Here is a 26,860-nt window from a genome sequence, read left to right as displayed (position 1 = left end):
TTTTTTAATAGTAAAAAGATTTAATTATAACCCCACATTGATCCCTGTCCTGAATATCCTTGATTGTGGATAGTTAACGCCGGTTATATTATTCGTTTCCGGATCAATTCCATATTTCTTCATACCGTCGAACGAAAGCAGGTTGTAAGCGCTGGCGTATACACGCATGCTGGAGAAACCAAACCTTGAATAAAGATGAACTGGTAGGGAATAAGATGCTTCCACTGATTTCAGGCGCAGGAATGCAGCATTCTTCAACCAGAAATCGGCATAAATACTATTGTAGCTGTCGTTGGCATTGAACGCTCTTGGGTATTGGGCATTGGGATTATCGGCAGTTGATCTGCCATCATACAACCATTTCGGCGGTGCAACAAGTGAGCCCTGCATTTGCGAAAGAATCATTTGTTTGGCCTTTTCCTGACCGGAGAAGAGAAGATTCACTGCTACTCCTTTATAGGAGGCACCCAGGTTGATGCCATATACGAATTTAGGTGTGGCCGATTCGAATCTTCTTACCATGTCATTGCTCGTTATACTTTTGTTGCCATCAATGTCTTTAATCCATAGATCACCGATTTTGGCACCTGGCAAATGTACCGACCCATCAATTTCCTCCTTTGTATGGTATACGCCATTGGTATTATATACCAGCCACGAATCAATGGGGTGTCCCTCCGATTTTTGCCATTCAGGCACATTGGCCGCTTCATCGCGGAACAGCACTTTACTTTTGGCATACGTCAGGTTAATACCAATGTTGTATTGGAACGCTCCCTTCCGGTTATTGTAATTGACAGAAAGATCAAATCCCCTGTTCAGTGATTTTCCGATATTCTCGGCAGGCAGTGACATGCCCGTATATAATGGTATGGAAGCGCTGCGTTGAGCGAGTATATCCTTCCTGAGATAACGGAAATAATCAGCATTGATGTTTAGTTTACCATTCAGGAAGGTGGCATCAAATCCAATATTCCTGGTATCCTGTTTTTCCCAGGTAATATTGGTATTGGGAGTACTTGACAATAACAAGGAGGAAGCCAGCGCATAATCGTTACCAAAATAGGTGTAGTAATTCTTGTTGGTCACGAGCTGGTACCTGGTTAAGAACAGGTATTGCGCCACTGCATCACTACCCATCATACCCCAGGATGCCCTTATCTTCAACTGATTGATGAATGGGACAAATTCCTGGAAGAATTTTTCTTCCGAGATCCTCCAACCAACAGATACTGCAGGAAAGAATCCCCATCGGTTTGAAGCAGGAAAATTGAAAGAGCCGTTGTAGCGGAAAGAAAGCTCTGCCAGGTATTTGTTATCAAAATTATACCCCAGCCTGCCGAGATAGCTGGCACGGCCATCCTGTGCCGACGCTCCAGTCGCATTTTGTCCTTCTGCATTACCCGTAAAGATCTGGTCTATCTGATCACTTAACAGGTTTTTCCGGTAGGCATAAGTTTGCGAATAATTGGAAGAAGTTTGTTCATACCCCGCAAATGCATTGATGTTGTGAAGGCCAAACTGCCTGTCGTACGCAAGCTTGATGAAATTGGTGTTGTAATAAGTTAAACGGTCATCCTGTGTGATGCTGGTGATAGCGGTTGATGTTTTCTGATTGGCATATTCACCGGTCGTTCTGTTATAAGAATAGGCATCCCATGGCTTGGTAAATATCTTCTCATTGCGCAGGTTGATGTCAAAGGAAGCATATCCGCTGACAGACAAACCCCGCGTTATGAAAGGCAATTGAAGATCGAATCCTGCCAGGGGGGTGAGTACGTAATTCTTTATTTTATCATACCCCGGATCGCCGGTTACCAGGATAACGGGATTCCTTCCATTCGATACGCCGGCACTTAGCGATCCATTGGCCCAGCGCACCGGAATGAATGGGTACAGCGACCTGGCTTCATGCAAAATACTGTTAACTCCATAAGTAGGATAGGTTCTATCCTCCCTGCGTGCAGCCAGATCAAGGTTCACTTTCAGGTTCCTCGATATCCTTGCATCAATATTAGAACGAATATTGAATTGTTTATAATGCTCAATGCTGTTACGGAAATTGCTTGATTGATCAAGGTACTGACCGGAAAAGTAATATTTAACATTGTCTGTTCCGCCACTTACAGAGAGCGCATGGGCCAGCTGCGGAGCATTTTTGCGGAACACCTCATTGATCCAGTCTGTACTTCTATAATTGGAATCATTTCCCGCCTTATACTTGTCTATATCAGCCTGACTATAGGTATTGGGGTTGATCTCATTGTAATACGTCATGTATTGCCAGGCATTTACGATTTCAGGCAAACGGGTCAATTGCTGAATGCCATAAGAACCATCATATTGAATGGTGGGTTTTCCCGTTTTTCCCCGCTTCGTAGTAACCAGAATAACACCATTGGCTGATCGAACTCCATAAATGGCAGCAGCCGCGTCTTTTAACACGGTAATATTTTCAATATCAGCAGGATTAATACGGGTAAAATCTCTGTCGGGAACACCATCTACCACTACCAACGGACTGGTGCCGCCACCAAATGAATTGAATCCTCTGATGAGGATGGTAGAAGCATCATCACCAGGACGGCCTGAACGGTTATTTGCAATTACACCGGGAATACGTCCGGCAATGGCATTTGAAATATTGGCAGAACTGCTTTGTGCAATGTCGCTCCCTTTTACGGAAGCGACAGAACCGGTTACTGATGCTTTTTTTTGCGCTCCATATCCAATGACCACCACTTCATTGAGCCCTTTATTTTCAAGCGCCAGGACAATATTCTGCGGTTTGTCATTGTCAACGTGAATTTCCTTTGTTTCGTAGCCAGTATAGGATATGACCAGAACGGCATTTTTGCCGGCAACAGTAATTCTGAACCTGCCGTCTTGTGAAGTCACCGTTCCGTTTGCGGAGCCTTTTTCCATTACAGACGCGCCTGAAACAGGCTCGTTTTTATCGTTCTTTATAATCCCTTGTATAACCTGAGTAACGCTTTGGGCGGTTGAAGAAAGGTGGAGCACCATAATAAACTGCAAAAGAAAAAGAGAGATGAGCATACATTTCGTTAGGAAAGGGCATGCAAAGGGCAGCCCCCTTGAAAAACATTTTTTCATAAATAGTTGTTTTGGTATGTAACAGAGAGGATAAAATTGTAGCGGGTATAAAAAAGTGTGACCGCTAACTACTATCGTGCAGATGACAGGAAGCAATTATTGGCATAACAATCGTTTTAATTATGGCAAATCCCCATCAGCTTCTCACCCCGGAAATAAGATCCCTGAGCATTAAAGGGGTTGAAGAGTCTGACTGGTCTGGTCTGGTCTGGTCTGCTTCAAAAGTAGAACAATTTTTTATTTCCGGTGAAAATTTTTTTGTAACAGTTTATGGAAAAGCACCGATTATGGAAGCAGCTGGAGCCAGGTAGGCAGTTTCCCGGTATCAACATTCAGTGGAGCAGGCGTGTCATTTGTATTATTCGATAAAAGCACCGGCACAACGGGCAATGCTACCCAAACAATATATGTAGGCATCATACAAACGGGTAGTGCCAACCTGTATAAAACTACCGATGGCGCCACCACCTGGAATGCTGTTGCTGGTGCAACTACAGGCCTTATGCCAGTGCAGGCGGTCCTGGCTTCAAATGGTAACATGTATTTGATGCGGCCGGTCCAAATGGTATTTCAAGCGAGGCAGTAATAGAAATGGGGGCGAATGTCATAAGCATACCTGCTTTGTTGGGCCGGAGCAATATTTGTTTTGCAGAAGTGTTGAATACGGATAGTGGAGTAAAGATTGCCACAATAAAAGTAGTTTTCTGATTATGGCCCGGGCGTTTGAATTAGCCACAATCATTAAAAATGCCAGCAACCGGCGGATAATATACATCCGCCGGTTGCTGGCATTTCCTTCCCGTGCCATCACTTGATGCTATAAAAGAAATTACGTAGCTCTTCAGCGAAAACATCCGGTACTTCCAGTGCCGCAAAATGTCCGCCTTCTTTCATTTTTTTGAAGCTGACTATGTTTACAAAACGATCGGCCCACTCTTTGGGGAATTGTGCTTCTCTTGGAAACACCGCCACACCGGCTGGCACATTGCTTTTCTTCAATGGCTGTGAACCACCCCATTGAGCCATCGCCTCTACTTTATACATTTTTACAGATGATCCAATTGTTTGTGTTACCCAATAGATCATGATGTTGGTCAGTAACTCATCCTTACCACCGAATGCCTGTTCTATTAGTTCGGGGGGTGCGCCGGCATTGACCATACTAAGGATCCAACCGGCAAGGGCAACCGGCGAATCGTTGAGGCCATAGGCCAGGGATTGGGGCTTGGTAGCCTGTACCATGGCATAAGCACCCTCGGCATACCACCATTGTTGTACAAACTGTGCAAATTGTTTTTCTGCTTCGGTCATGGTTGCTGGATCTTCCTGCCCCATGGGGTAACCTACATCGGTAAAATGCACGCCCGCCACTACCTCGGGATATTTCGAAGCCAACGCTTTGGTAACGCCCATGCCTACATCGCCACCGGCTGCATAGAATTTTTCATAACCAAGGTTTTCTGTCATCAACGTTTTCCATAAGTCGGCAACTGCTTCGCTGCCAAGGGAGGTTTTATCAGAAAAACCAAAACCGGGTATGGAAGGGATCACCAGATCAAAGCTTTGATCCCCTTCGGTAAGTAATGGAATGAGTTTGTGAAACCGGTAGTAACTGTCGGGCCAGCCGTGCGTCAATACAAGCGGCTTTGCGTTTTTCCCTTTGCCTTTTATATACTGAAAATGGACCTTTACCCCATGCACATCCGCGATGTATTGGGGATATTTGTTCAGCAACGTCTCCTGTTTGCGCCAGTCGTATTTATTGAGCCAATAACCAGCCAGGTCCTTCAGGTAAGCTTCGCTGGTGCCAAAGTTCCAGCCCGATCCGGCAGCTTCACCCGGCCAGCGGGTATTTTGTAAACGGTGTTTCAAATCATCCAGCACTTGCTGGGATACTGTTACTTTGAATTCTGTTACGTTTTTCATTGCGGTTCTTTTTATTGGTTGTGAATAAGTGTTGGTGATGTTCAACAGGAGCAGGGCGGGCAAGACAGCATGCAACTTATTCATTATGTTTTGTTTTATACAGGCAAAGCTATTGGTTCAAACAGGTTCGTTGTTAGATGACATGTCGGAAGAAATGGTATAAATTTCGGTATTTGTGTAACCTTTATCGGTTGCGGTATTCCGTAGGTGTGGTTGTTGTCAGCTTTTTAAAGGCTTTTGTAAAATGCGAAGCATCTTCAAAGCCAAGCCAATGGCATATTTCCTGTATAGACATTGTTGTTTGTTTCAACAGGCTTTTGGCTTCCATCATGACAAATTCATCGATAAAGGTCTTTGCCGATTTGCCCAACGTGATCTGCAATACTTCGCTTAAATATTTGGGCGTAATATTCAAATGCGTTGCATAGAAGGCTACTTCTTTATGGCTGGTAAAATGCTGCCCCACCAGCTTTCTGAACGCATGCGTAATTTCTTCCCTTCTTGAAACAGTGCTGCTTTTAGGAATGTTATTTTGAATGGCATGAAATGAATTTGCCAGCATCAGCAGGGAGTGAACGATTCCCGGAACAGCCTCTTTCTCGTCTTTTACTGCTTTAAGTGATTCAAACAGGGAATTTATCTTCCTGACCTGATCGGCTGTCAATTGGATCACATGGTTGCCGCCATGGAAAAAGAATGGCAGTGAATGCAGAAATGACTTTACCTGTATTCCTTCCAGTAATTCTTCTGTAAAATAGATCGTATCATGTTCTGCTGTGTATTTGCCGGTCCATTGACAAACCATTCCCGGCCCAACCGTAGTAAGGCTGCGTGCTTTTAGCATATAATCAGTACTGCCGATCTTGAACACTTCGCCTTTACCTGTATAAGTAATGCCCAGTCCATAAGTAAATGACCGGAATGGAAACCTTACATGTGCATTCTTATAGGTATTCCGGTTGGCAAGGAAGAAGGGTAAATTAATACTATGGGCGTTCTGTTGTTTCAGGTATTCGAAGAGGTTGAAAGATCTCAGATTGAATTTTTTCTGCATATAATTTTTTATAGCGATGGGATATAAGGTTGGTTTTGAAGATACGTTATCTTCAATGCATATCGCAAATGGATATAACTTTATAAGTGATATTTTCGTTATCCGGAAATAGATTGAACGAATAAAACCGACGTTATGGCCAACACCAATACCTGTTATGTAGCTATAAAAAGGTATTTGTTCTGGAAGGGAGAGGAGCCCCTGGTTTGGTAAACACCTGTTCTATATTGTAAGTGATTTTCCCAAATGATAACATATTGACCACATCTGCAGGGGGATGGGCTTACAACCCATCCTTTATTGCTTTCCCGTATTGCTTATTGTTTGATTTTTTAATAACGATCTCCGCGCACTGGTTGAATTTGGCAAATGCTTTTATGGCATCAGTGACCTTTTCGATCATTGGTTTGTTTAGCTTCACCGGTTCAAAGTGGAGGTTGTGGATGGTGAGCACCCGTTGTTTACGGTCGGCCTTTGAATCCATACGGGCGACAAATACGTCACCCACCAGAATGGGTAAGGAGAAATAGCCGTATTTCCGTTTTGCCGCAGGAACAAAGCATTCTATCTGGTATTCGAAATCAAAGAAATCTTTTAACCGGTGCCTGAACACGTTCAATACATCGAATGGGGAAAGAACAACTGCTTCACCACTCAGCTCTATTTTTTTATTCTTATAAGTGGGTAACATGTAGAGTGGGGCAGTGGTAAGTCCTTCAACGGCCACCTGGTAAACTTTGCCTTCCGCCACGAGTTTTTGTAACTCCTGTTTTATCAGATTATTTTTCACCCGGCGGGCACGCCAGGCCATTTCTTTTACATAGGCGATACCCAGGGATTGCAATGCACGCCTGATAACATACCGCGCATAGGCTTCGGGTGTTGGCGGGGTGGTATCAATATCATGCGGAATTAAATTCCGGGGCAGATCATATACTTTCTGGAAATCTTTTCGCGATACCATCAGTCTGCCGTCGAGGTACAATCGCTCAAGTGCGATCTTCGAAGGGCGCCAGTCCCACCAGCCCGAGCTGGCCACCTGGCGGTCATTTTCAAAATCCTTTACCCGCAGCGGTCCTTCCCGGCCAATGCGGTCAAGTACCTGGTTCATGAGGTTGAGCTCAGCTTGTGTTTGGGAATTCCTGGCCGAAAAGCTTTCCATCACAGGCAACGAAAACCGAAAGTCATGCATGGGAATGTATCCTGCATCGGAGGTAAAGTATTCAAAGATCCTCCCGTCTGCCTGCAGCTCTTCCAGCCAAATGGGTTTATAGTCGGGTACCCGCGCGGCAATAACATGATGATGGGCACGCTCCACCACATAATTGGCGTCGATCTGAATAAAACCCAGATGGTCGATAAGTTTATACACCGCCTCGCGGCCTTTTCCAAAGGGCGCCAGTTTTGATAATCCCGCCGCATGGAGGATGATCTTTCTGGCTTGTGCTTTGCTGAGGATAAGCTGGCTCATATGAGGGTCAAATTTAAAAGTTCTTTTTGTTCAGAAGAAAATGTATTTTGACCGCACATTTATGGAAATGTATATTTTATGCAGCAACGGATCGCACATATTGCATTAGTGGTAAAGGATTATGACGAAGCCATACATTTCTATACACAGAAACTGGGCTTTCTATTGCTTGAAGATACCACGTTATCTCCCGACAAAAGATGGGTGCTTGTAACCCCGCCGGGTGCAACCGAATGTAGCCTGTTGCTGGCTAAAGCTGACAATGAACAACAGGCTGCCAGCATTGGCAACCAAACCGGTGGCCGGGTTTTTCTGTTCCTGTTCACCGATGATTGCTGGCGCGATTATAATAAAATGCTCGCAAACGGTATTCACTTTGTTCGACCCCCGAAAGAAGAACCCTATGGTATAGTGGCGGTATTTGAAGATCTCTATGGCAATTTATGGGACCTGCTGCAACCGAATGAACACAATAAAGGCCTGAAATAATGAAATCATTCTCTCTGCTCCTGGCATTGTTTTTATGCCATTTTTCACATGGACAAACGGCTAAAAACAGGAAACAATTACCTGGCTTTGTTCAAATAAACGATACGTTATTTATTGCAACGACTGAAACTTCGATCAGGGATTATTCCTATTTTTTGCTTTATCTGCACGACTTTAAAAAAGACAGCGCCATGCTTGCTGCCTGTATGCCCGAAACGAATTATACCGACTGGACAGCGTGGGATTCATACTACAGCAAACTAATTAAATACGACAATCCTCTTTATGAAATAAAGGATAGAGCCATTTCATTTACATCCGTCATGGGTTATTTACCGGTAGTAAACATTGACAAGAGGCAGGCAAACGAATATTGTGCTTTCAAAACAGCAGATTACAAAAAGTTTTTTAGTAAACTAAGACCGGGTAAGAAAAAGAAGTTTTCGGAAAATGTGACCTTCCGTTTGCCCACTTCGCAGGAGTGGATAGCAATTGCCAGTACACCCCTTAAAAATGGCAACATCGTTTGTCGCGAATATTATAAGAACGATACTACCGGGCAGCTTATGCCAGGATCGATATACGAGGGGTGTGTAAATTCACAGGGCGTTTATAATTTAACAGGAAATGTTGCAGAACTGGTTGGCGATACAGATTATGCCTACGGCGGCTCTTATAAAGACCCGATCGACCATTGTAATGCAACCAGTGGTAAAAGATTTGAGCAAGGGGATCACTCCATTGGTTTCAGGCTTGTTGCTGTAATCAGATAATAAGATAAAAAATATATGGACGCAAACAATCAAAACACGGCCCTGCTTGTAATGGATATGCAGGTAGCTGTTATTAGTAATTATCCCGATTACAATGAAATTACTGCTAATGTGGCTAAGGCAATGGCCTTTGCGCGCGCCCAAGACATTCCTGTTTATTTTGTAACGGTCGGTTTTAGGCCCGGGATGCCTGAAGTGAGTATGAACAATAAAATTCTGGCGGCAAGTAAACAAAGGGCGGCTAATTTAAGCATGGAAGGATTGATGAAAATTGACGATGCCGTTGCCCCATTACCGGGAGAGATTATCATTACCAAACGCCGGGTCAGTGCATTTACCGGGAGCGACCTTGAAGTAGTTCTTCGGGCGCAAGGTATTCAACATATTATGCTGACCGGTGTTGCAACCAGTGGCGTGGTATTATCAACGCTACGTGAAGCCGCTGATAAAGATTATCTAATTACGGTATTGTCAAACTGCTGTACTGATAGCGATCCCGAAGTGCACCGGGTGCTTACTGAAAAAGTGTTTCCACATCAGGCAACCGTAATTACTTTGGAAGAATGGAGCAATAAACAGTAAATGGAACCGGCAAATAATAATACATTGGGCGATCAAATGAATTTCCCGATCGATGCTTATCTGCAGGTAAAGCAGGTAAAAAGGTTTAAAGCCGTTGGATATCGCGGTTAAAAACAATCGCGCCAATCTCATTAAATGGTTGAATTAGATCCATTATTCCGGCCACCAATCACTTGAATTGACCAACGATAACAAGCTGGCGCCTGTGCCGGGTTAAATGGCCTATCTTAAAGAGATAACACCATTAACCATGAAGGGCATACTGACATTGCTGCTGGCCATTAGCGGTACAGTAGTGCTGGCACAACGACCGGTGCTCACCACCGATACCTCCATTGCTATTCCCCCGGTAAAATTTGACACAAATGGCGCATTGCAGATAACGGCATCGGCCGGTTCCTCCCAACGCGATTTTGATTTCCTGGTTGGCAAATGGAAAATGCATCATCGCAGACTGAACAAACGGTTAGTGAATTGCCACGACTGGACGGAGTTCAATTCCGAAGATGAAAACGAGCTGGTTTTAAGCGGCACTGCCAATATGGACACCTATCACACAACAGAAATGCCGGGGTTGGAAGGTAAACTATTTGAAGGCCTCACGCTACGGCTATTTGATCCTAAAACCAGATTATGGAGCCTGTACTGGGTTGCCAGCAACCGGGGCGTGCTCGATCCGCCGATGGTTGGTTCTTTTGAAAACAACATGGGACATTTTTTTGCCAAAGACGTTTATAATGGAAAAAACGTTCTTGTTGTGTTCCGCTGGGATATTAGGGATAAAGAACACCCCGTATGGAGCCAGGCCTTTTCAACCGATAATGGTAAAACCTGGGAATGGAACTGGTACAATGTTTCGGAAAGGATAAAATGAAAGGTTTTTTTGTACGAAAGGTTTGTTCATTCAGTATAACTGTACTTACCAGTACAATTCAGGTAATTATGCCTGGAAATCATCTGGTCAAAGTATTGCGGTAGCACAACCACCGGTTATCACTAAGTATTTCTTCCTGTAAATTGATCTGTATTAAAACGGTGGGCCGCTCCTGAAGAACGGCCCACCGTTATTTTTAAGCTTACTGGATGATCAATTTTCCACTCGTCCCTTTTCCTTTGCTGTTCTGTATACTATAAAAATACACCCCGCTTTCCGATACCGGCAGCGTTACCTTTTGCATGCCTGAAAGCAACGGCTGGCTGTACACCTGCCGGCCGGTGGCATCTATTATGCGCAAGGTGGCATCGGTTTCGGCCAGTACTACCTGAATGCTTTCTCCCTTCTTTATAACACTCGGGTATAGTGTGGTGGCAGTGATCTTTTCCCTTTCCAGCACAATGGTATTGGAATAATACACGCCAGCTTTATCGGTTATTTTGATACGATAGTAAGTCTTTCCATTTTGTGGTTTGTCGTGGTTGAAAGTAAAGAAGTGATGACAATCGTCCCAGCCGCCTGTTTTGCCGATGCTGGTGAAATCGGTGCCATTAGGGCTGCTTTCAATATCGAATGTGGCCCATTTCCGCAAACACTCGAACAGCCAGTTCAGCACATTGCTTTTGCCCTGTGGGCGGCCGTTAAAGTTCTCAACCAGTGGGAAAATGGAGCGATGGGTTTGTACGACAAAACCGCCGAAACCGGTAACGTCAAAACTTACTTCCCAGCGGCTGGCATCGGCATTCCATACAATATCGCTGTCGGCCGGGTCAATAAGGGTGGCATCGCCGTTGTAACTGCAGGGTAAACCGCTGCCATTACCAGTGGCGCCATCGTATTTGGCTATTCGTAAATTGGCTTTTCCGGCATTGTCGGTTGGGTTGGCCGGCAGGTTCAGGAAACTGAGTATATCGGCATTGAATGCATTGAATTCTGCCTGCGTAAAGTAAAGGGTTATCCTGCCTGTAACGGTTGATGCATTGGTGGCGGGTAAAAGCTGGTAATGCCTGGCCACGAACGGGATACCACAGTCATGCGGCACTTTGTTTTCCTTCCATACCGTAGCGGTAACATTTCCACTCACTGCATTGGCGCCAGCTGGTGTTAGCCCGGCAATCAACTGGCAACTGCTGTCGATAAACAGGTTGGTAGTGGCAATATTGCGGGTGATGGCTGCATTGGTTGTCACCAAATTACCCGTTAGCTGTGGGTTACTGTACACTACTGAACGGATCTTGTAATCGTAAACCTGACTGCTCCAGGAAACGCCATCGGTTGAAAGCAGGGAGCGGTTGTCGAGGCGGGTATTTTCGCGGCGCAGGCTCCAGTTGGCCGAACTGCTGCTATCGCGGTAAACCACTACATAGTAATCGGTTCCCCTGGTAACGGGAATGTTCAGGTTACTAAGGTCAACATAGTTCCAGGAAAAAGTGCCCACCAGGGTATCGGGCAGCGCCACTTTTCCCAATAGGGCATTGGGCCTCCCTGCACTGTCGGCCCGCACTTCCAGCACCAGGGCTGTTTTGGTGGTGGAAGGGTGGTAGTAGGCCCCGGCCATGCGGCCGCTGATATCCGGTGTAAACCGTACGGCTATCCGCTGTGTCGTTAAGGTTATTCCTGCATCTTCTGACGTAAGGTTCGGTGCATCGTATTGATAGGTTCTGCGGTTTACCGGTGAACAATTGAATACGGCGCCCGCAGCCTTGTAAATATCCAGGCGGCCATAGCCCCAGGTGGTATTGGGCATTGCGCCGGCCGCATTGGTTATAGAATCGGTTGCCGTATTATTGAACAGGGTGGTGCGTATTTGCGAAACGGTTGCGGTAGGGTTTGTCTGCAGCAACAAGGCTACCGCACCGGTAACAACGGGGGCCGACATACTGGTGCCCTGGTTCTTCCGGTACCGTCCCGGGTAAATGATATCTGTTAAAGCCGCCGTACTGCTTGAAGAGAAGGCAGAGATCACATGCTGCCCAATGGCGGCGATCTCTGGTTTAATAACCCCATCGCGCCGCGGCCCATGTGAACTGAAGGTGGAAATAGCATCGTTGCGGGCTGTAGTGCCATAATAGGAGCCAATGGCACCGAAGGTATACCAGGAAGGCCGGGCTACATAGGAGGCCACTGTGATGGCTGTGGTGGCGCTACCCGGTGAGGCTACCATGTATTCGCTGTTGCCGCCCGATACGGTGGCGGTGCTGAAAAATGCATTTTTGTAATACAGCCAGCCATGCAGCGATAGCGTATTAGCCGTGTTGTTAGTCAATGAAAGGGTCCAGCTACCGGCGGGGTTTGCGGTGTTGCTGCCGTTGCGGGCAATATATACATCCACATACCGGTCGCCATTACCGGCTTCTATAAAATTGCTCACAAATGCATAGAAGTTGTTGCTGAGCAAAAATCCAAATGATGATTGTCCGGGCGTGGCGGTTACTATGCCGCCTGCGGCAGGCGCCGTTAATGTAGCGGTGATATTACTGCTATCGTTTACATACACGCGGTATTCTAAAATATCTGTACCGGAAGTACCGGAAGGAACGGAGAATGTAATTGATCCGGAATCAGCGGCTGCCAGCGACAACTGGTTATGGATATTGGTGCCGTTTTCGTTTCCGGCCGAGATCACCACGGCGCGGCCGGGGGCCGAAGCGGTGAAATTATCAACCGCTACTTCGTATTCGCGGGTACCATCGTGCGGGCCAAATTGTCCGCCAATGCTCATGTTCAGTACAACCGGTTCCCCCAGTGTAGTGGCCAGGTTCTTTAAGTAAGTAAGGCCATTAATGACATTGGTGTTTGAAAAAGAACCGTCGCCGCCTTTTATGATAACGATATCTGCCTCTGGCGCCATGCCGGTGTATTTGCGGGTGAGCGGAATGGCAGCGCCGTTTCCGGCTGCGGTTCCGGCCACATGGGTGCCGTGGCCGTTAATGTCGCGTTCCCGTACATAGCCGGCAGGCGTTCCATCCAGTTCGTCGTTGATCTGGTCCTGGGTGTATTCGACGCCATAGCTCATGCCTGCGGGCGAAACCTCGCCGGCAATGGGCGAAAGGGTTTGGTCCCAGATGCGCAGGATACGGCTTTTGGTAGTATCTGCCGGATCGCGAAAATCGGGATGCGTCCAGTCGATGCCCGAGTCAAAAATTGCGACAATTACGCCTTTCCCTTTGTACACCGTATTGTTCAGCCGTCCCTGGTGCAGGAGGGAAGCGCCGGTGGTGGCAACGGCAATGTCGTTGTGCAGCGCATCCATGACCGGTGCGGCAATGTATTGAACACCGGGCAGGTTACTGAGTTGGGTGATCTGGTCAAGGGTAGCCCAGGCCGTTACAAACTGGGGCAGCACCGAGTTTACGAGTGCCCCGGTGTTGCGAACGGCCGTTGCATTGGATGTATAAACGATGCAATCGTACCGTTCTTCAATTGGTTGCCCGGCCGCTGGTATTACCAGCGTTGGCGTTGTTTTGTAAGCGGGTGAAAACCCCAACGCTGCCTGCCGCGCGCCGGGCGTCCCCTTGGCCATTACAAACCGGAACGCAGGATCGATCTTGTCTTCCGGCGAACGGCGGGTTTGCGCATAGCCTGATGCGTAGAACAGCAGGGCAAAAAATGAAATGAAGATGGTTTTGTGTGGAGTATGGGTTGTGACAAAGCGATACACAACCAGTAAATGATCCCTGGGAGTAGATCTTCTCATGGACTAAGGTTTTGAGTGATTAAAAAAAGGATAAAGAAAATTACCGAAAAATTGTGGAGGTTCCACCGTAAATTTTGGTATACGATTTATTTGTTATGTACTGGTGGGCGGTAGGGTGCTGCGTTTACAGCCGCTTGTAATTACGTGGAAGCGAAAAGGAAATGGATAGTGGCTTGTTAAACTCAACCTGTTTGAAATCCAACTCTATATCAAGCTTTGATCTTTCCGACACGGTGACCCGGCGATAGGTAGAAAAGCGGATGCCGCTTTTGCCGTACTGGTAATCGCCAAATGTAATATCAACTGTTCTTGCCCTGTTCATGTCTATATCATCAAGTTTGCTATGCTGCAGCGTGTAATCGTTTTTATTTACCGTAAGAAAATGTTTGAATACAGCACCTATACAAACAAGTGAAACCGATCTGTCATCGATCTTATAAGTGCCAACAGAACTGTCGAAGAATACAGGATTGCCAATGAGCACGTTTTGCAGATCGGAAAACGTGAGCGGAATATGGGCCAGTTCCTGCAGGTGATCGATTGGCCACAAACACACCGTTTTTTTCAATTTGTCTACTACTTTAACACTGTCGCGCGTTACCAGGGCCCGGGAAACATCGAGGTCGAAAGGGCCACGGATATTGATCCATAGCACGCTGTCTTTTATTAACCGGATGTAAGCTGTGAAATCATTTTTACCATCATTGTCTTCGTAATGCACTTTGGTTTTTGAAGAAAAGGTCTGGAATTCGATATGGTTGCGTTGAAGAGAATCCAGCACTTTTCGAATGAACTGCAGGGAATCGTTCCGGGTATCTACAACAGGGACCACTATTTGCGTTGTATCTTTTTTGGCAATAGCGGTTTGAATGGTTTTCACCGACCGGCAGCTGAAGAGGGCTGCGAGTATAAAGCCTGTAATGAATACGCCGGGAATAAATTTCATGTATAATATTTTGCAGTATGGGCTCTCTTAGAGATAAATATAAGAGAATTATTTGTAAGCGAATGTGTGTGGTAATAATACTAAATACTGGATAAGTACGACGGGTTTTTAAGTTAATGAAAAAATAAATTTTCGCGTCACCGTTACGTTTATTATTTATTCCTGTAATTTTTGGTTTCAATTGTTTTAACAGTATTTTAAACCTGCTGCTATTTATGAAAAGAATACCACTGCTGATTGCCTTGTTCATGATAACCTGTATTGCCCGGACGCAGGAACCAGGTAAATACAAAGCCGACCTCGACAGCCAGTTTAATAAAGGTTCTGGCATCGCTTCCATTCCGCTCGATAACCGCCGCATCAATGATCTGGTCGTATTGGGAAAAGTATGGGGATTTGTAAAGTATTATCATCCCGCGGTATGCGCCGGGGAATATAACTGGGATTCCGAATTGTTCAGGGTGCTGCCGAAGGTAATGCAATGCAATAATGACAAAGAAAGGAATGAGATCCTGTATACGTGGGTAAAGCAATTGGGAGCATTTAAAACAGAAAAATTCAAACAACCCGATAGCGGGTTGATAAAACTTCAACCCGATCTGTTATGGATCAATGAAGTGGCCGTATTGGGCGATCCCTTATCTGCCCTGTTAAATGACATTAAAAGCGCCAAACGTACTACTAACAATTATTACGTGAGATGGGGAAGATCGGGTAGTCCGGATTTCAAAAATGAAAGAGCCTATGCCGACAGGGGATATCCCGATGCCGGCCTCCGGTTGTTGGCGTTATACCGTTACTGGAACCTTGTTCAATATTTCTTTCCTTATAAATACCTGATCGGCGAAAACTGGAATGAGATGTTACCCGCCTTCATACCGCCAATTGTAAATGCCCCTGAGGAGCTGGCCTATAAACAGGCGGTTTTGTCGCTGATCGTACGCATCCATGATTCGCACGCCGGTATGGGCGCGCTGGTATTTGAAAAAGTATTGGGTAATAATTATGCACCGCTTAAAATACGTTTTATTGACAATAAACCCGTGGTAACAGATTACCTGAATAAAGACCTGGGCCCCAAAACCGGTTTGCAAAAAGGGGATGTTATCACCAGCGTGAATGGCAAAAGTATAGAGGCGATCATAAAGGAAAAGCTGCCTTATACATCCGGTTCAAATTATTCAACCCAGTTAAGGAATATGGCTTATAGCCTGTTAAGAGCAGTGGATACCGTTATAAATATTACGTATCAGCGTGGAAGCACCATGCGATCTGCCAGCATTGGCTGCTATAAGCCGCAACTGGTGCCCTGGGGCGGTATGAAGGTGGATAGCTGTTTCAAATATGTTACACCTGATATTGCCTACCTGTTTCCCGATACCATGCGCAAGGATTATTTGAACGGGTTGCTGCCTTCGTTAAAGAATACAAAAGGAATGATCATAGATATGCGCAGTTATCCGCCCAATGATGTGCGGGAAATATTGTCAACATTCCTGCTGGCTGAGCAAACGCCATTTGTGCGGTTTGCCTTTCCCGACCTTGAACATCCCGGCTATTTTATTTTGGCGAAACCCCGGGAAGTTGGCTCCAGGAATCCTGATCATTATAAAGGGCGTGTGGTGATCCTTGTAAGTGAGCTCACACAAAGCGCCGGGGAGTTTACGAGCATGGCATTCAGAGCCGTTCCCCAATCAACCGTTGTTGGCAGCACAACGGCTGGCGCCGATGGCAATGTAACTTTTTTCTTTTTACCGGGCGGTATCAGGACCCAGTTCAGCGGCATTGGTGTATATTATCCCGATGGCCGCGAAACGCAGCGCGTAGGCATCGTTCCTGATATTACGGTTCAGCAAACTATACAGGGAATTGCTGAAGGCCGCGATGAAGTACTGGAAAAAGCGATTGCGGTGATTAATGGGAAGTGACATAATTACTGCCTGTTGAATTTAATATATAACCCATAGTGTGCAGTTATGGCGGATAAACGTGTTGATTTAAGGAATAACTGTGCAGAAGCATCGATTGTATACGCTGCGGCCATTGAATGTTAAATGACTATAATTTGCAAACCCGCCTTTTATTATTTAATCTTGTGTCAATGCCATTATGAAACAATATTTTCTGATAACGATTCTGACCCTGCTAACTTTAACGATGAAAGCTCAACTTAAAATGCGATCAGTTGATGAACTGATAAATAAGTCCGACCCAGGTTGGAGCCTTGTGAAGGATTGGATAGATTCTGCCAAAAATAAAGTTGAGATCTTACCGGTTGACACAGTTAAAGCAAAGGAGGCATTGTATCAAACACAGGTAACAACCCGGTCGCCAATGGGGGCGGTAATTTATATGACAGGTGGGCTTTTAGTTGATGGCGGATGGATAAGGATACTTGGTTCAGGATGTTCAAAACTTAACCGGACACTACCTGGATGGAACAAGGGAAAATCATTCAAAGAGTTTGGAGAAGCGCCGTCATTTTTATTGATCGCTGACGATGCAATTGGTGGTTTTTTTCTTTTAAATGGTGGTGGATTTGGTAAAGATGTTGGCAAGATCTATTATTTATCACCTGATAATCTGGAGTATGAACCGCTGGATATAACCTATTCCGAATTTCTGCAGTTTTGTTTCAATAATGACCTGGAAAAATTTTATGATGGCCTCCGGTGGACAAATTGGAGAAGTGAGGTTTCGAAATTACAAGGTGACCAGGTCTTTAATTTTTATCCATTTCTTTGGACAAAGGAAGGGAAAGACATAAATAAGAATCACAGGAAGGCGGTGCCGGTTGAAGAACAGTATAGTTTGAACCTTGACCTGCGTAAACAGCTTGGGTTAAACAAATAAATATTTCAATAAACGAGAATGTATCAAAAGTAAAACGAAGGACCTGAGAACCACTTAAACGACTACCGGGCTCCATCAGGTACCCGAATAAAAAGAGGCTGCATCATACTTTTGATACAACCTCGTTTATTTTTATAAGTCCTGATATAGCCTTGCAATCATTACAATCACTTCGTTTTACCTGTGTCATCCATTTCCTGTAATAAGATGACCCTGTATATGTATGGATAACTGGTGGTGTACAGGTATCGCGAGCCAATGGCAATGTAACCGCCATTACGTAAACGGCGGATGACCACTGAACGGGTGTATGTTTTTCCATCTGCGAGGCTAAGCCATTGCTGGTAACCATCTAAAGTATATTTGGCTATGCCGAAGGACGATTGAGTAAGTAAAACAATGAGATTTCCATCCGCGGCGTTTGCAAAACCGGAGAAATTATCTTTGATCAATATACGGTCGACAAAATTCCCCGATGGAGTGAAATAATAAAGGGCTTTTGCGGTATCGTTAAATACGCCATAGTTGCCGTTTGTAAGTTTGCTGATATGTGTGCCTGCCCAGCCGTAATTGAGCAGGCTCCAGGGCATCGTGTTCTTCCAAACCAAATTGCCTGCATAATCGAGTTTGGTAATATATAGCGAATCGCAGGTTGAACAAGAACCATTATATTGTGTGACGCCCGCTAATACGAGGCTGTTTTGTTCAACAACTACATCCCGGGTGGTTAGCATTAATTCCTGGTCATAGGCCTTTTGCCATTGCAGGTTGCCATTATTATCGGTTTTAGCAACCACGGTAACATATTTTGCTACGCCATAAGGACCACCCACCACAAAAAGTCTTGAACCAATGATCGCATAGCCGCCATCCGGTGTTTGCGCAGCATAGGTGTAATTATCTCCGGCAATAATGGTTTTGGTCCACAGCAGGGTGCCATCTGCTTTCATTTTTATCAATTCATTGTCTTTACCTGAACCCTGCGTGGTGCCGGTAAAAATATAGTTGCCGTCTGTTGTTGGCTGCATGGAGTTAAGCTGGTAACCTGCAGGCAGGGTTTTCATGCTTTTCTGGTTTAAAAGGCTGTCCAGTTGTATTAAATAATACCTGCCATCTTTGCTGGTAGCACTTAGCACCACAAATTCATTGCCGTCCATTTCTTCAATAGCGAATGGTACCGCATCGTTGCCGCTTCCATAAGAAATGTTTTTTTCACCCAGCACCACCGATACAGTTTTTTGTGCGGTGTCGAATGCCCTGTTGTTTTCAACAGAAACCCCCAGGGTGACCTGGTACGATCCCCGCCGGGCATATTTATGCGCAGGATTTTTTTCATCAGACGATGTTCCGTCGCCAAAATCCCAATGGTAGGTGACGTTGTTACCAGTATCGGAACAGTTATAGAAGGTAATTGTAGAATCTGTTTGCACAACAGGACCCGGGAATTGATTGCGAAGGGCAGCGGGGGCGGAGAGGGCTTGTGCATTAAAACAGGCAACGGGTTCATTCAGGTCTATTATCTCCTTTTTTTTGCAGGCGGCCAGGGATGCAAAAAGAATAAAAAAGGTAAGCTTTTGAAAGGGGAATTTATTTTTCATAGGGGTTAAAGGTTAATTTTTTCAATGAGCATCAAATTGCCGGCTGCGTTGGATTGGTTGGGAGATTTTCCTAAAGAATACAAGGTGTTGCCATCACGGAAGATCTTGACCGGATTCAGGACCGTCTTGTAAGTTTTGGTGATTGTCCTTGCCGGATAACTGATTGCATAGATCGCATTATGATAGATATCAGCTGCATAAATGATCGATCCATCTGTATTGAACGCATAGTCGGAATAGGTATAGAGTGTAGTTATATTGCCCTCAAAGGTCAGCGGCTTTTTATAAATTGACCCATAGTTGGAGGTGATAAACCTGCTTCCGTCAGGAAATGAACGCATGATGCCATTGTTGACAGTGGTGTTGTCGTTCCAGTTTCTTGCCTGTGATGTTATGAGCTGACCGTCTGCGCTGAATTGATAATATTTGAGATCGTAATAAGAAGAGGGGTACAAAGACACATCAACCAGCTCAACGGATGTGCTTTCCAGCATCATCAGCCTGGTATTATAACCCGTGCCAACCCGTGCTGTCAGTGATTTGGTGGCGCGGTCATATATCTTGATATATCTGATAGGATACTCGGTATAATCGGTGGTAGAAACATACAGCTTTCCGTTAAACGCGGCAACCGAACCAACTTCCAGTCCGCCTACATAGATCTTATCTTTCAACTGCAGGGTGGCAGCATCCAGGATCAACACCGTACCATCATGTACCGGCACATATAATTCATTAGTGCCGTTAAAATCGCCCAGGCATGCGTAGCCGGTTTTTGCCGGAAATTGTTTGGAAGTTATTTGCCGGCCGGTTGAATAATCAACCAGTGTCACCTTTTGATCTTCTGTTATATAAAGCCACTTCTGTTGTTTGTTTGTCAGGATCTCAACCGGGTTGCCTGTAAGCGCATCGGGCCGCTGGTAGGAAATGATCCTCGGCAACTTTATTGAATCTGTTGCATTACCATCGGGATAGATTACGACAGACAGGGTATAGGTAAAGTAGCTGGCATAAGGCATTTTGTTTTCGGTAAAACTTAGGTCATTTAGATCATTGCCCGAATATACTTCCTCTGTGAATGAGCCAAATTGGCCATTTCTCATATAAGTGGCAGTGCGCTGGAGCCGGTACCTTTTAAAGTTATTGCCGGTGAATTTCGACCATGTGAGAACAATGGTAGAATCATTAACTACCCTGTCAATTTTAAGCAGGGTTTTGGGTGGGTTCACCACATACTCCTTTTCTTTTTTGCACGCCGAAATAAAAGAAAAGAGCAGCAGCCACAGGGTTACTTGTTTCATGTAGTCAGATTCCGGAAATGGTTAATATTAGGGTTTAATGCCGTTTTTTAAAGTGGCGGCAAAAATAGCCATTAAAATATCTCCGGAATGGTCGAATTAATAAGCGTGCTGTTTTGGGCTATAAGTGTGCAATAGGGCAAATAAACGTGTAGAACCGGTATTTTAATTCGATAAAATATTGGTGATTTTTGTCAGGTTTTTCTTTCCATCAGTAATGGGTACAAAAAAGGGCCTCTGCAGGCCCTTGGAATGTCACTCAATCTTCTCTTGCTATGCATGTGCCAGAATGCTTTCTGTTGTGTACACTTTTAAAACCGGATCTTTGGCAAAATCCTTTTTTACTTTTTCAACAAGTTGCCTGTATATACCACTGCTGTTATAAGCATCGGCATCGGCCTTGGTTTCCCAGGTGGTCATGGAAATATAGTCATCAGTTTTTTCAATAGGCTCCAACAGCCGGCAATCGATGTTACCTCTTTGTTTTCTTACAACGGGAACAATTTCTTCTTCGAAAACCTTTTTAGCCTGTACAATATTTTGCGGCAGGAAGCTGAGAAAAGTTAGTCGGACAATCATAAAACCTCCATTTTTTAAATTGAATAATAGGGATTGTAGAAGTGGGGTTCAGACTGTGCGGATGTATAAAGGAACAGGTAGTGTAGGAATTGCAGGTAGAAGTTACGACTAAAAATGATATGGACGTCGAAATTTTATTTGCTAAACTCAGGATCAGTGATCAGGAGCCCTGGCATGTGCTATAATACATCGCAATGCAGGAAACACCCCATTCATGAACCCGAATTACAAAAGCCCGAATTGTTAATTGTGAAGACAGGCTGCCTGCTCCCCATAACTAAAAGACATATACGCAATTGAGCATATGCAAAGGACATTGCACGTCAAACCCCGTCACTTTAATATTATTTATAATTAAAATATAGGCTTGTTTATTGTAAACGGTTGCATGACGGAAATGTCGTGTTTTTACCAGATAAGACATATAAGTGATGAGTTATATGTCAACTTTATTTTTGTAATCGGTTACATGAATGAAACGACTTCATTAAATTTATGGACTAACAATTAATTGCCATTATGAAATCAAACACATTCCTATCGGAAGTGGCCCGGAGGGTTACTTTCTGCGCGACCATTATGCTCGTCGCAACATCATCCATCTTATCAGGCTGTAACAAAAGATCTGTTGCTGAACCGCAAACCACTACGGGCGATCGCCAGAGTGGTTTTGTTCAGGATAATGCCAAGCCCGAAGACCAGGGCACCGTTAACGGTTGGTTCTGGTCGTTATACCGCGAAGGCGGCTCTGCCAGTATAACCCACGGCTCAGGCGGTAACTTCGCTATCAGCTACAGCAATGTCAATGATGTGGTCGGCGGTAAAGGCTGGAATCCCGGATCGGCCAGAACCGTAGGCTACAATGTAGGCGCCCTGAGCGGTAGCTATAATTTTGTTGGCGTATATGGGTGGACGACCAGTCCGCTCATTGAATATTACGTCGCTGAAATGGGTTCTGTTACTGGCGGAACCTACATCAACTCTATTAGCAGTGATGGGCATAGCTATAGCTTTTACAAACAGCAACGGGTGAATGCACCTTCCATCATTGGTACTGCAACCTTCTGGCAGTACAAAGATACCTGGGGTGGGTCTTCTACCGGTTCCAACCGCTCCATTAACATGGCCAACCACATTAACAATTGGCGTAGCAGAGGTGGCCAGGGTTTTGGTAGCTACAATTACCAGATACTGGCCCTGGAAGCCTGGGGTGGTAAAAGCGGTTATATCAACGCCACTGTTTGGTAATCGTTTAATCGCCTGATAAGTTTTGGGGCCGCCCCAACGGCGGCCCCTCTTTTTTCCTACCTGTATAAAGAAGACCTATCAATGAGAAAATTACTTATTGAAGTCGCAGCGGTGATCACGATCATTGCAGGCGCCTGCTCGCAAAAGCAGTCAGAGAAGCTTGTGCTGGTAAAAGGCGGTTCCTTTAAGCACCTTAAATCCTATTACTATAGAAATAGCATAGCTATAGCTGACTTCTTTATCGGTAAATATGAAGTATCGCAAAAAGAATGGATGGAGGTAATGTGCGCCAATCCTTCTGTATTCAAAGGCGATAATTTGCCGGTTGAATCGGTAAGCTGGTACGACTGTATTATTTATTGTAATAAAAGAAGCACAAAAGAAAAATTACAACCTTATTATAATATCGATAGCATTAAGAAGGATACGAATAATACCAATGCGCCCGATGATAAAAAATGGACGGTAACCACCAATGCGAATGCAAATGGTTACCGGTTGCCAACTGAAGCTGAGTGGGAGTATGTTGCCGGGGGCGGACAGCAAAGCAAAAATTATAAATACAGTGGAAGCAATAATATAGACGACATTGCCTGGTACTGGAAAAATAGCGGTAGTAGTTATTTGTCGGGTTATTGGTCATGGGCTGCGTTGGAGAAAAATAACAATAAAACAAAACCGGTCGGCAGCAGGTATGCCAACGAGTTAGGCGTGTACGACATGTCGGGCAATGTACGGGAGTGGTGCTGGGATTGGGACAGGGGAAATGGGGCTGATGCGCCACCGGGACGCGTTTGGAAAGGTGGCGGCTGGATGGGCGCCGACTTTTGCTGCGAACCCTCGTTCAGGGCCGGTTATGAAGCAACTGGCAGGGGACCCGACCAGGGTTTCAGGGTATGCCGTGGTGTAAAATAAAAAAGGGCTGACCAAAAAGGTGGAGATGACCTGTAAGGTGCATCATCGAAATCTGCACTGTAAAGATGCTGGATTGCACCTGACAGGTCTAATTATCAAAAGGTTAGGACCTGTCAGGTTCGCTTACACCCACTGTTAAGGTTATTTCAAATGGCGAACCTTACAGGTCTTTTTAGTCAGCCCCTTTCTAGATATAGATGTTCTTTACCGGATCATCAATTTTGTACTCAATACTTTTTTGCTTCCTGATGCAACAGTAACCTGGTAAAGGCCGGTTGGAACAGGTGTATTTAAAGACAAAGGTTCATTTACCTTTGCGTTTTTCCTTAACACAATGTTTCCATACAGGTCGGTAATTGTTACGGTTACATTTTTAATGCTTTGATCGGCCAGTCGAATGGTGAAGCTGCGTTGGGTAACCGGGTTTGGATATATTATTCCGGCGCCCTTTACTTCGGTTATGCTGGTTTCAATGAGCTGATTGACCAACGCATTGGTGCCGGCTGCTTCAAAATGCGACCAGGGATACTGACCCACATAATGCACATTATAACCGCCGTTCACCCGGGCTGGCATACTGTTCGACCACTTGTTGGTATAGTTAACGCCATTGATCTCCACCAAACTCATGTTCCATGAATTAACATAGGAGATGTTTCCGGTGATCACATAGCAGAATTCGCCGGCGCTGTCTTTTTTAAATGGAAGCGATACAGTGACCGGGCTGTTACAATTGCCCTGGTTGGCTGTTGGCGTAAAGTTGGCAGTTACCGAAATATTCGAATTCAACGTTACTGTTACCGGATTGGTGGTGCCTGTAATGCTTCCATTCCAGGTACTGAATTGATAGCCGCTTGCCGGCGTTGCGATCAGCGTTACCTGGGTGCCTGCTGTATATGTGCCGCCGGCCGGGTTCAATGCAATGCTGCCTGAACCTGTCACTGCAGTGGTGATGGTGTATTGTTTGGGTGCAACAACACCCGATACGGTGATGGCTGAAGTGGCTTTAAAGTTTCCATCTGTTGTGGTAGCGGTGATTGTCGCCGAACCTTGCGCCAGCGCTGTTACCAAACCGGTGCTGCTTACAGTGGCAACAGCCGGTGCGCCTGAGCTCCAGGTCACGGTTTTATTGGTAGCATTGGAAGGAGTTACCGTTGCCGTAAGTTGCCGGGTTCCGTTGATCTGTAAAGAGTCGGAGGCCGGAGTAACAGTTAATCCTGTAACAGGAACTACCACACCCGGGGTTGGGGTGCTGCCGTAAACAAGCACATCATTTACATACAGCGGAATAGTGCCCACTTCTTTCAATGTTCCATCAACGCCTTGTGACGACCAGTCGTTTGCCGGGTTCCAGGCTGAAGCGCTTGCTTCATAGGGAAGGCGGATGCGGATCTGCGATTCCTTCCTTGACTCACCTTGTCCGCCCGGCCAGATCTTGATACTGGGGTTAAACGTTACTTCTGTGTAGTAAATATTCTTTGGTGCATCCCAGGCTATCAGTTGGGTAAACGTAACATCTGAATTGTTTGATGACACCACATAGCTCGATGGAGAATAGCCTGCTGCGAGGCCTTCCGTGATATCAATAAATAGCCGGAAGGCATGTTTTGAGGCAATGCGCGCCGGCCAGGCCGTATGGTTGTTTACCCAAACACTCCATTCTGTATAGGTATTACCACTGCCATTCAACCGGGCTTCTATCAAAAATTCTTTCGTGGGTGTTTCTGCAACCGGGAAATTGGCCTGCGGGGTGCCGCCATAATCCTGCACCAGGCCGGCAAGCAGTCCTGAAAAGGCCGCGTTATAGTCGGTAGCCACTTCATTGTTCACATAATTGCCGCGGTCATCTGTATACGCATCATTGTTGCCGGGTCCGCCAACGAGCGCGCCATATAAAATATGTCTTGATTCAGCCGGCGGGCCGGTCAAATTGTTCGACCAGCATCCATGTGCGGTTCTATGATGGGGTTTTACCGGTGGGTTAGTACCAAACCCGCATACATAGCTGCTGCTTCGGGGATTACTTCCCAAAGCATAGTTCATTTGCGCCAACGCAAAATTATTATACTTTGTTCCCTTGGCAGTAGTGGTAGCAATGTCCTTGTAATATTTGGCAAGAAAGCCGGTATTGATGGCATAGCGTAAGGCGCCCCAGGTATCCAGAAAAGCCAGTCCACCAGGCGTATACGTTATGCGCTGTCCGTTGTAGCCATCTGTCCAGTAGTCAAGGTGCCGCTCCATATCTTCTTTATACTGCGTTTTGCCGGTGAGCTTTGCCAGCAATGCATAACAGCCATATGATTTGTCGTCCCAGGCAATGCCCCATTTGTACGACTTGATGGTGCTTTGGGGTTCGGAAGAGAGATTTGCGTAATAGGTTTCTGCTTTGGTTAACCAGGCTGCATCGCCTGTAGCCCGGTATAACCAAATGGCGCCCCACACCAGCTCATCATTATAACCGCTGTAAGAGTTGTAATAGCCTGCGGCATCTGAAATGGAGCTGGAGTATTTTCCCCGGTAAGTATCTGCAAAATTGTACAGTTGTATGGCATGGCTCAACAGGGTAGCGCTGTAAGCCGCATCATCTGTTTTAAAGATAATACTGCTGGCTGCCATGGCGGCGGCCGTTTCTGCTGCCAGATCGGAACCGGGATTGGTGGCATCGATCTTATAGGCGGGGCGCGTCATGGCCATTACTTCGGCTGAGCCCCACCAGGCATGGTCGGTACCACCATTTCCTACCTGCCCCCAAAATTCATTGGGCGCTGTATGACACTTAATGAAATAATCATTTACAAAACGCAGGTTGCTTTTCAGGTATTTCATTTGTCCGGAAGCGTTATAACCTGCCGCAAAATCAATACCGCCCCAGGCCAGCATGGTGGTGGAGAAGGCCATGGGGAAATTGAATTTAACATGGTCGCCGGCATCGTACCAGCCACCGGAGAGGTCATGGCCCACATCACTGCCATCACTCATGGCTGAGTTGGCCCGCCAGGTTACCCGGTTATCAGCGGGCAATTGTCCCGAGCGCTGGCATTCATAAAAGAACATTGATTTTTGTAAAGCTTCTGCATAATTAAAATTTTGTGCAAAGGTGTTGTTGAGGTAAGCCAGTAGGATACAGGTAGCTATGACGCTACTTTTTTTTCTCATGATCGAAAGGTTTAATTATAACAAAATCGAGTTTATATAAAGCATTAGCCGTACCGGTCCTTCAAAAAGGAACAGCATGATTATAAGCACTAAACTGGATATTCAATTAACGGCAGGGGGGAGGTGCGATAGGAGCAGGGCATAAAAGGTAATTAGTGTGTTGCTACAGCAAATTTAGCAGAAATATTAATTGACCAACGGGAAGGGATATACTTTTTATTAACAAA

The 26,860-nt window shown here is 45.5% G+C and carries 20 protein-coding genes; 10 read left to right on the top strand and 10 right to left on the bottom strand.

Features of this window, described 5'->3' with window-relative positions:
* Positions 1-24: 24 nt before the first annotated feature.
* Positions 25-3,057, bottom strand: a complete 3,033-nt coding sequence (locus A3860_RS38160) for a SusC/RagA family TonB-linked outer membrane protein (protein ID WP_158085493.1) — start codon at positions 3,055-3,057, stop codon at positions 25-27.
* Between the two features lie 179 nt (positions 3,058-3,236).
* Here A3860_RS38160 and A3860_RS38155 point away from each other — a divergent pair, with 179 nt between their 5' ends.
* The gene (locus A3860_RS38155; protein ID WP_081155854.1) at positions 3,237-3,425 is read left to right on the top strand and encodes a hypothetical protein; all 189 of its coding nucleotides are present in this window, start codon (positions 3,237-3,239) and stop codon (positions 3,423-3,425) included.
* Positions 3,426-3,460: 35 nt separating this feature from the next.
* Positions 3,461-3,700, top strand: coding sequence for a beta propeller repeat protein (locus tag A3860_RS38150; RefSeq protein WP_081155853.1), 240 nt, complete (start codon positions 3,461-3,463; stop codon positions 3,698-3,700).
* Positions 3,701-3,921: 221 nt separating this feature from the next.
* Here the strand turns inward: A3860_RS38150 and A3860_RS38145 are convergent, their stop codons facing one another.
* The 3 genes from A3860_RS38145 to A3860_RS38135 all read right to left on the bottom strand — a co-directional run bounded on the left by A3860_RS38145 (position 3,922) and on the right by A3860_RS38135 (position 7,565).
* Positions 3,922-5,124 carry an epoxide hydrolase family protein gene (locus tag A3860_RS38145; RefSeq protein WP_245843717.1) on the bottom strand — a complete coding sequence of 401 codons (1,203 nt, stop codon included), beginning with the start codon at positions 5,122-5,124 and terminating at the stop codon, positions 3,922-3,924.
* Positions 5,125-5,224: 100 nt separating this feature from the next.
* The gene (locus A3860_RS38140; protein ID WP_081155852.1) at positions 5,225-6,094 is read right to left on the bottom strand and encodes a helix-turn-helix domain-containing protein; all 870 of its coding nucleotides are present in this window, start codon (positions 6,092-6,094) and stop codon (positions 5,225-5,227) included.
* Positions 6,095-6,377: 283 nt separating this feature from the next.
* Positions 6,378-7,565, bottom strand: a complete 1,188-nt coding sequence (locus tag A3860_RS38135; RefSeq protein WP_081155851.1) for a winged helix-turn-helix domain-containing protein — start codon at positions 7,563-7,565, stop codon at positions 6,378-6,380.
* 78 nt (positions 7,566-7,643) lie between these two features.
* Between A3860_RS38135 and A3860_RS38130 the strand changes: the two genes are divergently transcribed.
* The 4 genes from A3860_RS38130 to A3860_RS38115 all read left to right on the top strand — a co-directional run bounded on the left by A3860_RS38130 (position 7,644) and on the right by A3860_RS38115 (position 10,283).
* Positions 7,644-8,054 carry a VOC family protein gene (locus tag A3860_RS38130; RefSeq protein WP_081155850.1) on the top strand — a complete coding sequence of 137 codons (411 nt, stop codon included), beginning with the start codon at positions 7,644-7,646 and terminating at the stop codon, positions 8,052-8,054.
* Positions 8,054-8,827 (top strand): SUMF1/EgtB/PvdO family nonheme iron enzyme, encoded by a 774-nt coding sequence (locus tag A3860_RS38125; protein ID WP_081155849.1) that lies wholly within the window; start codon positions 8,054-8,056, stop codon positions 8,825-8,827. Before A3860_RS38130 ends, A3860_RS38125 begins: the two co-directional genes overlap by 1 nt.
* A 15-nt stretch (positions 8,828-8,842) precedes the next feature.
* On the top strand, positions 8,843-9,409 hold the full coding sequence (locus A3860_RS38120) for a cysteine hydrolase family protein (RefSeq protein ID WP_081155848.1): 567 nt from the start codon (positions 8,843-8,845) through the stop codon (positions 9,407-9,409).
* Between the two features lie 250 nt (positions 9,410-9,659).
* Positions 9,660-10,283 (top strand): hypothetical protein, encoded by a 624-nt coding sequence (locus tag A3860_RS38115; protein WP_216823610.1) that lies wholly within the window; start codon positions 9,660-9,662, stop codon positions 10,281-10,283.
* A 202-nt stretch (positions 10,284-10,485) separates the two neighbouring features.
* Here A3860_RS38115 and A3860_RS38110 read toward each other — a convergent pair whose 3' ends face one another.
* Both A3860_RS38110 and A3860_RS38105 read right to left on the bottom strand, forming a co-directional pair.
* Positions 10,486-14,040, bottom strand: a complete 3,555-nt coding sequence (locus tag A3860_RS38110; protein ID WP_081155847.1) for a S8 family serine peptidase — start codon at positions 14,038-14,040, stop codon at positions 10,486-10,488.
* Positions 14,041-14,164: 124 nt separating this feature from the next.
* Entirely contained in the window at positions 14,165-14,986 is an 822-nt protein-coding gene (locus A3860_RS38105; protein ID WP_081155846.1) for a DUF4292 domain-containing protein, read from the bottom strand.
* 215 nt (positions 14,987-15,201) lie between these two features.
* Here A3860_RS38105 and A3860_RS38100 point away from each other — a divergent pair, with 215 nt between their 5' ends.
* Together A3860_RS38100 and A3860_RS38095 are read left to right on the top strand one after the other, a co-directional pair.
* A complete protein-coding gene (locus A3860_RS38100) occupies positions 15,202-16,914 on the top strand; it encodes a S41 family peptidase (protein ID WP_081155845.1) in 1,713 nt (570 codons plus the stop codon).
* Positions 16,915-17,143: 229 nt separating this feature from the next.
* Entirely contained in the window at positions 17,144-17,839 is a 696-nt protein-coding gene (locus tag A3860_RS38095) for a DUF2625 domain-containing protein (protein ID WP_216823609.1), read from the top strand.
* A 167-nt stretch (positions 17,840-18,006) separates the two neighbouring features.
* Here A3860_RS38095 and A3860_RS38090 read toward each other — a convergent pair whose 3' ends face one another.
* The 3 genes from A3860_RS38090 to A3860_RS38080 all read right to left on the bottom strand — a co-directional run bounded on the left by A3860_RS38090 (position 18,007) and on the right by A3860_RS38080 (position 21,314).
* Complete coding sequence (locus A3860_RS38090; protein WP_081155844.1) at positions 18,007-19,437, bottom strand: PKD domain-containing protein; 1,431 nt, start codon at positions 19,435-19,437, stop codon at positions 18,007-18,009.
* Between the two features lie 5 nt (positions 19,438-19,442).
* Complete coding sequence (locus tag A3860_RS38085) at positions 19,443-20,738, bottom strand: YncE family protein (RefSeq protein ID WP_081155843.1); 1,296 nt, start codon at positions 20,736-20,738, stop codon at positions 19,443-19,445.
* A gap of 270 nt (positions 20,739-21,008) precedes the next feature.
* Entirely contained in the window at positions 21,009-21,314 is a 306-nt protein-coding gene (locus A3860_RS38080) for an antibiotic biosynthesis monooxygenase family protein (RefSeq protein ID WP_081155842.1), read from the bottom strand.
* Between the two features lie 519 nt (positions 21,315-21,833).
* Here A3860_RS38080 and A3860_RS38075 point away from each other — a divergent pair.
* Together A3860_RS38075 and A3860_RS38070 are read left to right on the top strand one after the other, a co-directional pair.
* Positions 21,834-22,562, top strand: a complete 729-nt coding sequence (locus tag A3860_RS38075) for a glycoside hydrolase family 11 protein (protein ID WP_216823608.1) — start codon at positions 21,834-21,836, stop codon at positions 22,560-22,562.
* Positions 22,563-22,643: 81 nt separating this feature from the next.
* On the top strand, positions 22,644-23,477 hold the full coding sequence (locus A3860_RS38070; protein WP_081155841.1) for a formylglycine-generating enzyme family protein: 834 nt from the start codon (positions 22,644-22,646) through the stop codon (positions 23,475-23,477).
* A gap of 204 nt (positions 23,478-23,681) precedes the next feature.
* Here the strand turns inward: A3860_RS38070 and A3860_RS38065 are convergent, their stop codons facing one another.
* Entirely contained in the window at positions 23,682-26,633 is a 2,952-nt protein-coding gene (locus tag A3860_RS38065) for a glycoside hydrolase family 9 protein (protein WP_081155840.1), read from the bottom strand.
* Positions 26,634-26,860: the final 227 nt, after the last annotated feature.

The organism is Niastella vici, from assembly GCF_002077945.1.
GTDB lineage: Bacteria > Bacteroidota > Bacteroidia > Chitinophagales > Chitinophagaceae > Niastella > Niastella vici.
The sequence above is the reverse complement of the archived record's forward strand: the minus strand, read 5'-3'. Positions and strand labels throughout refer to the sequence as shown.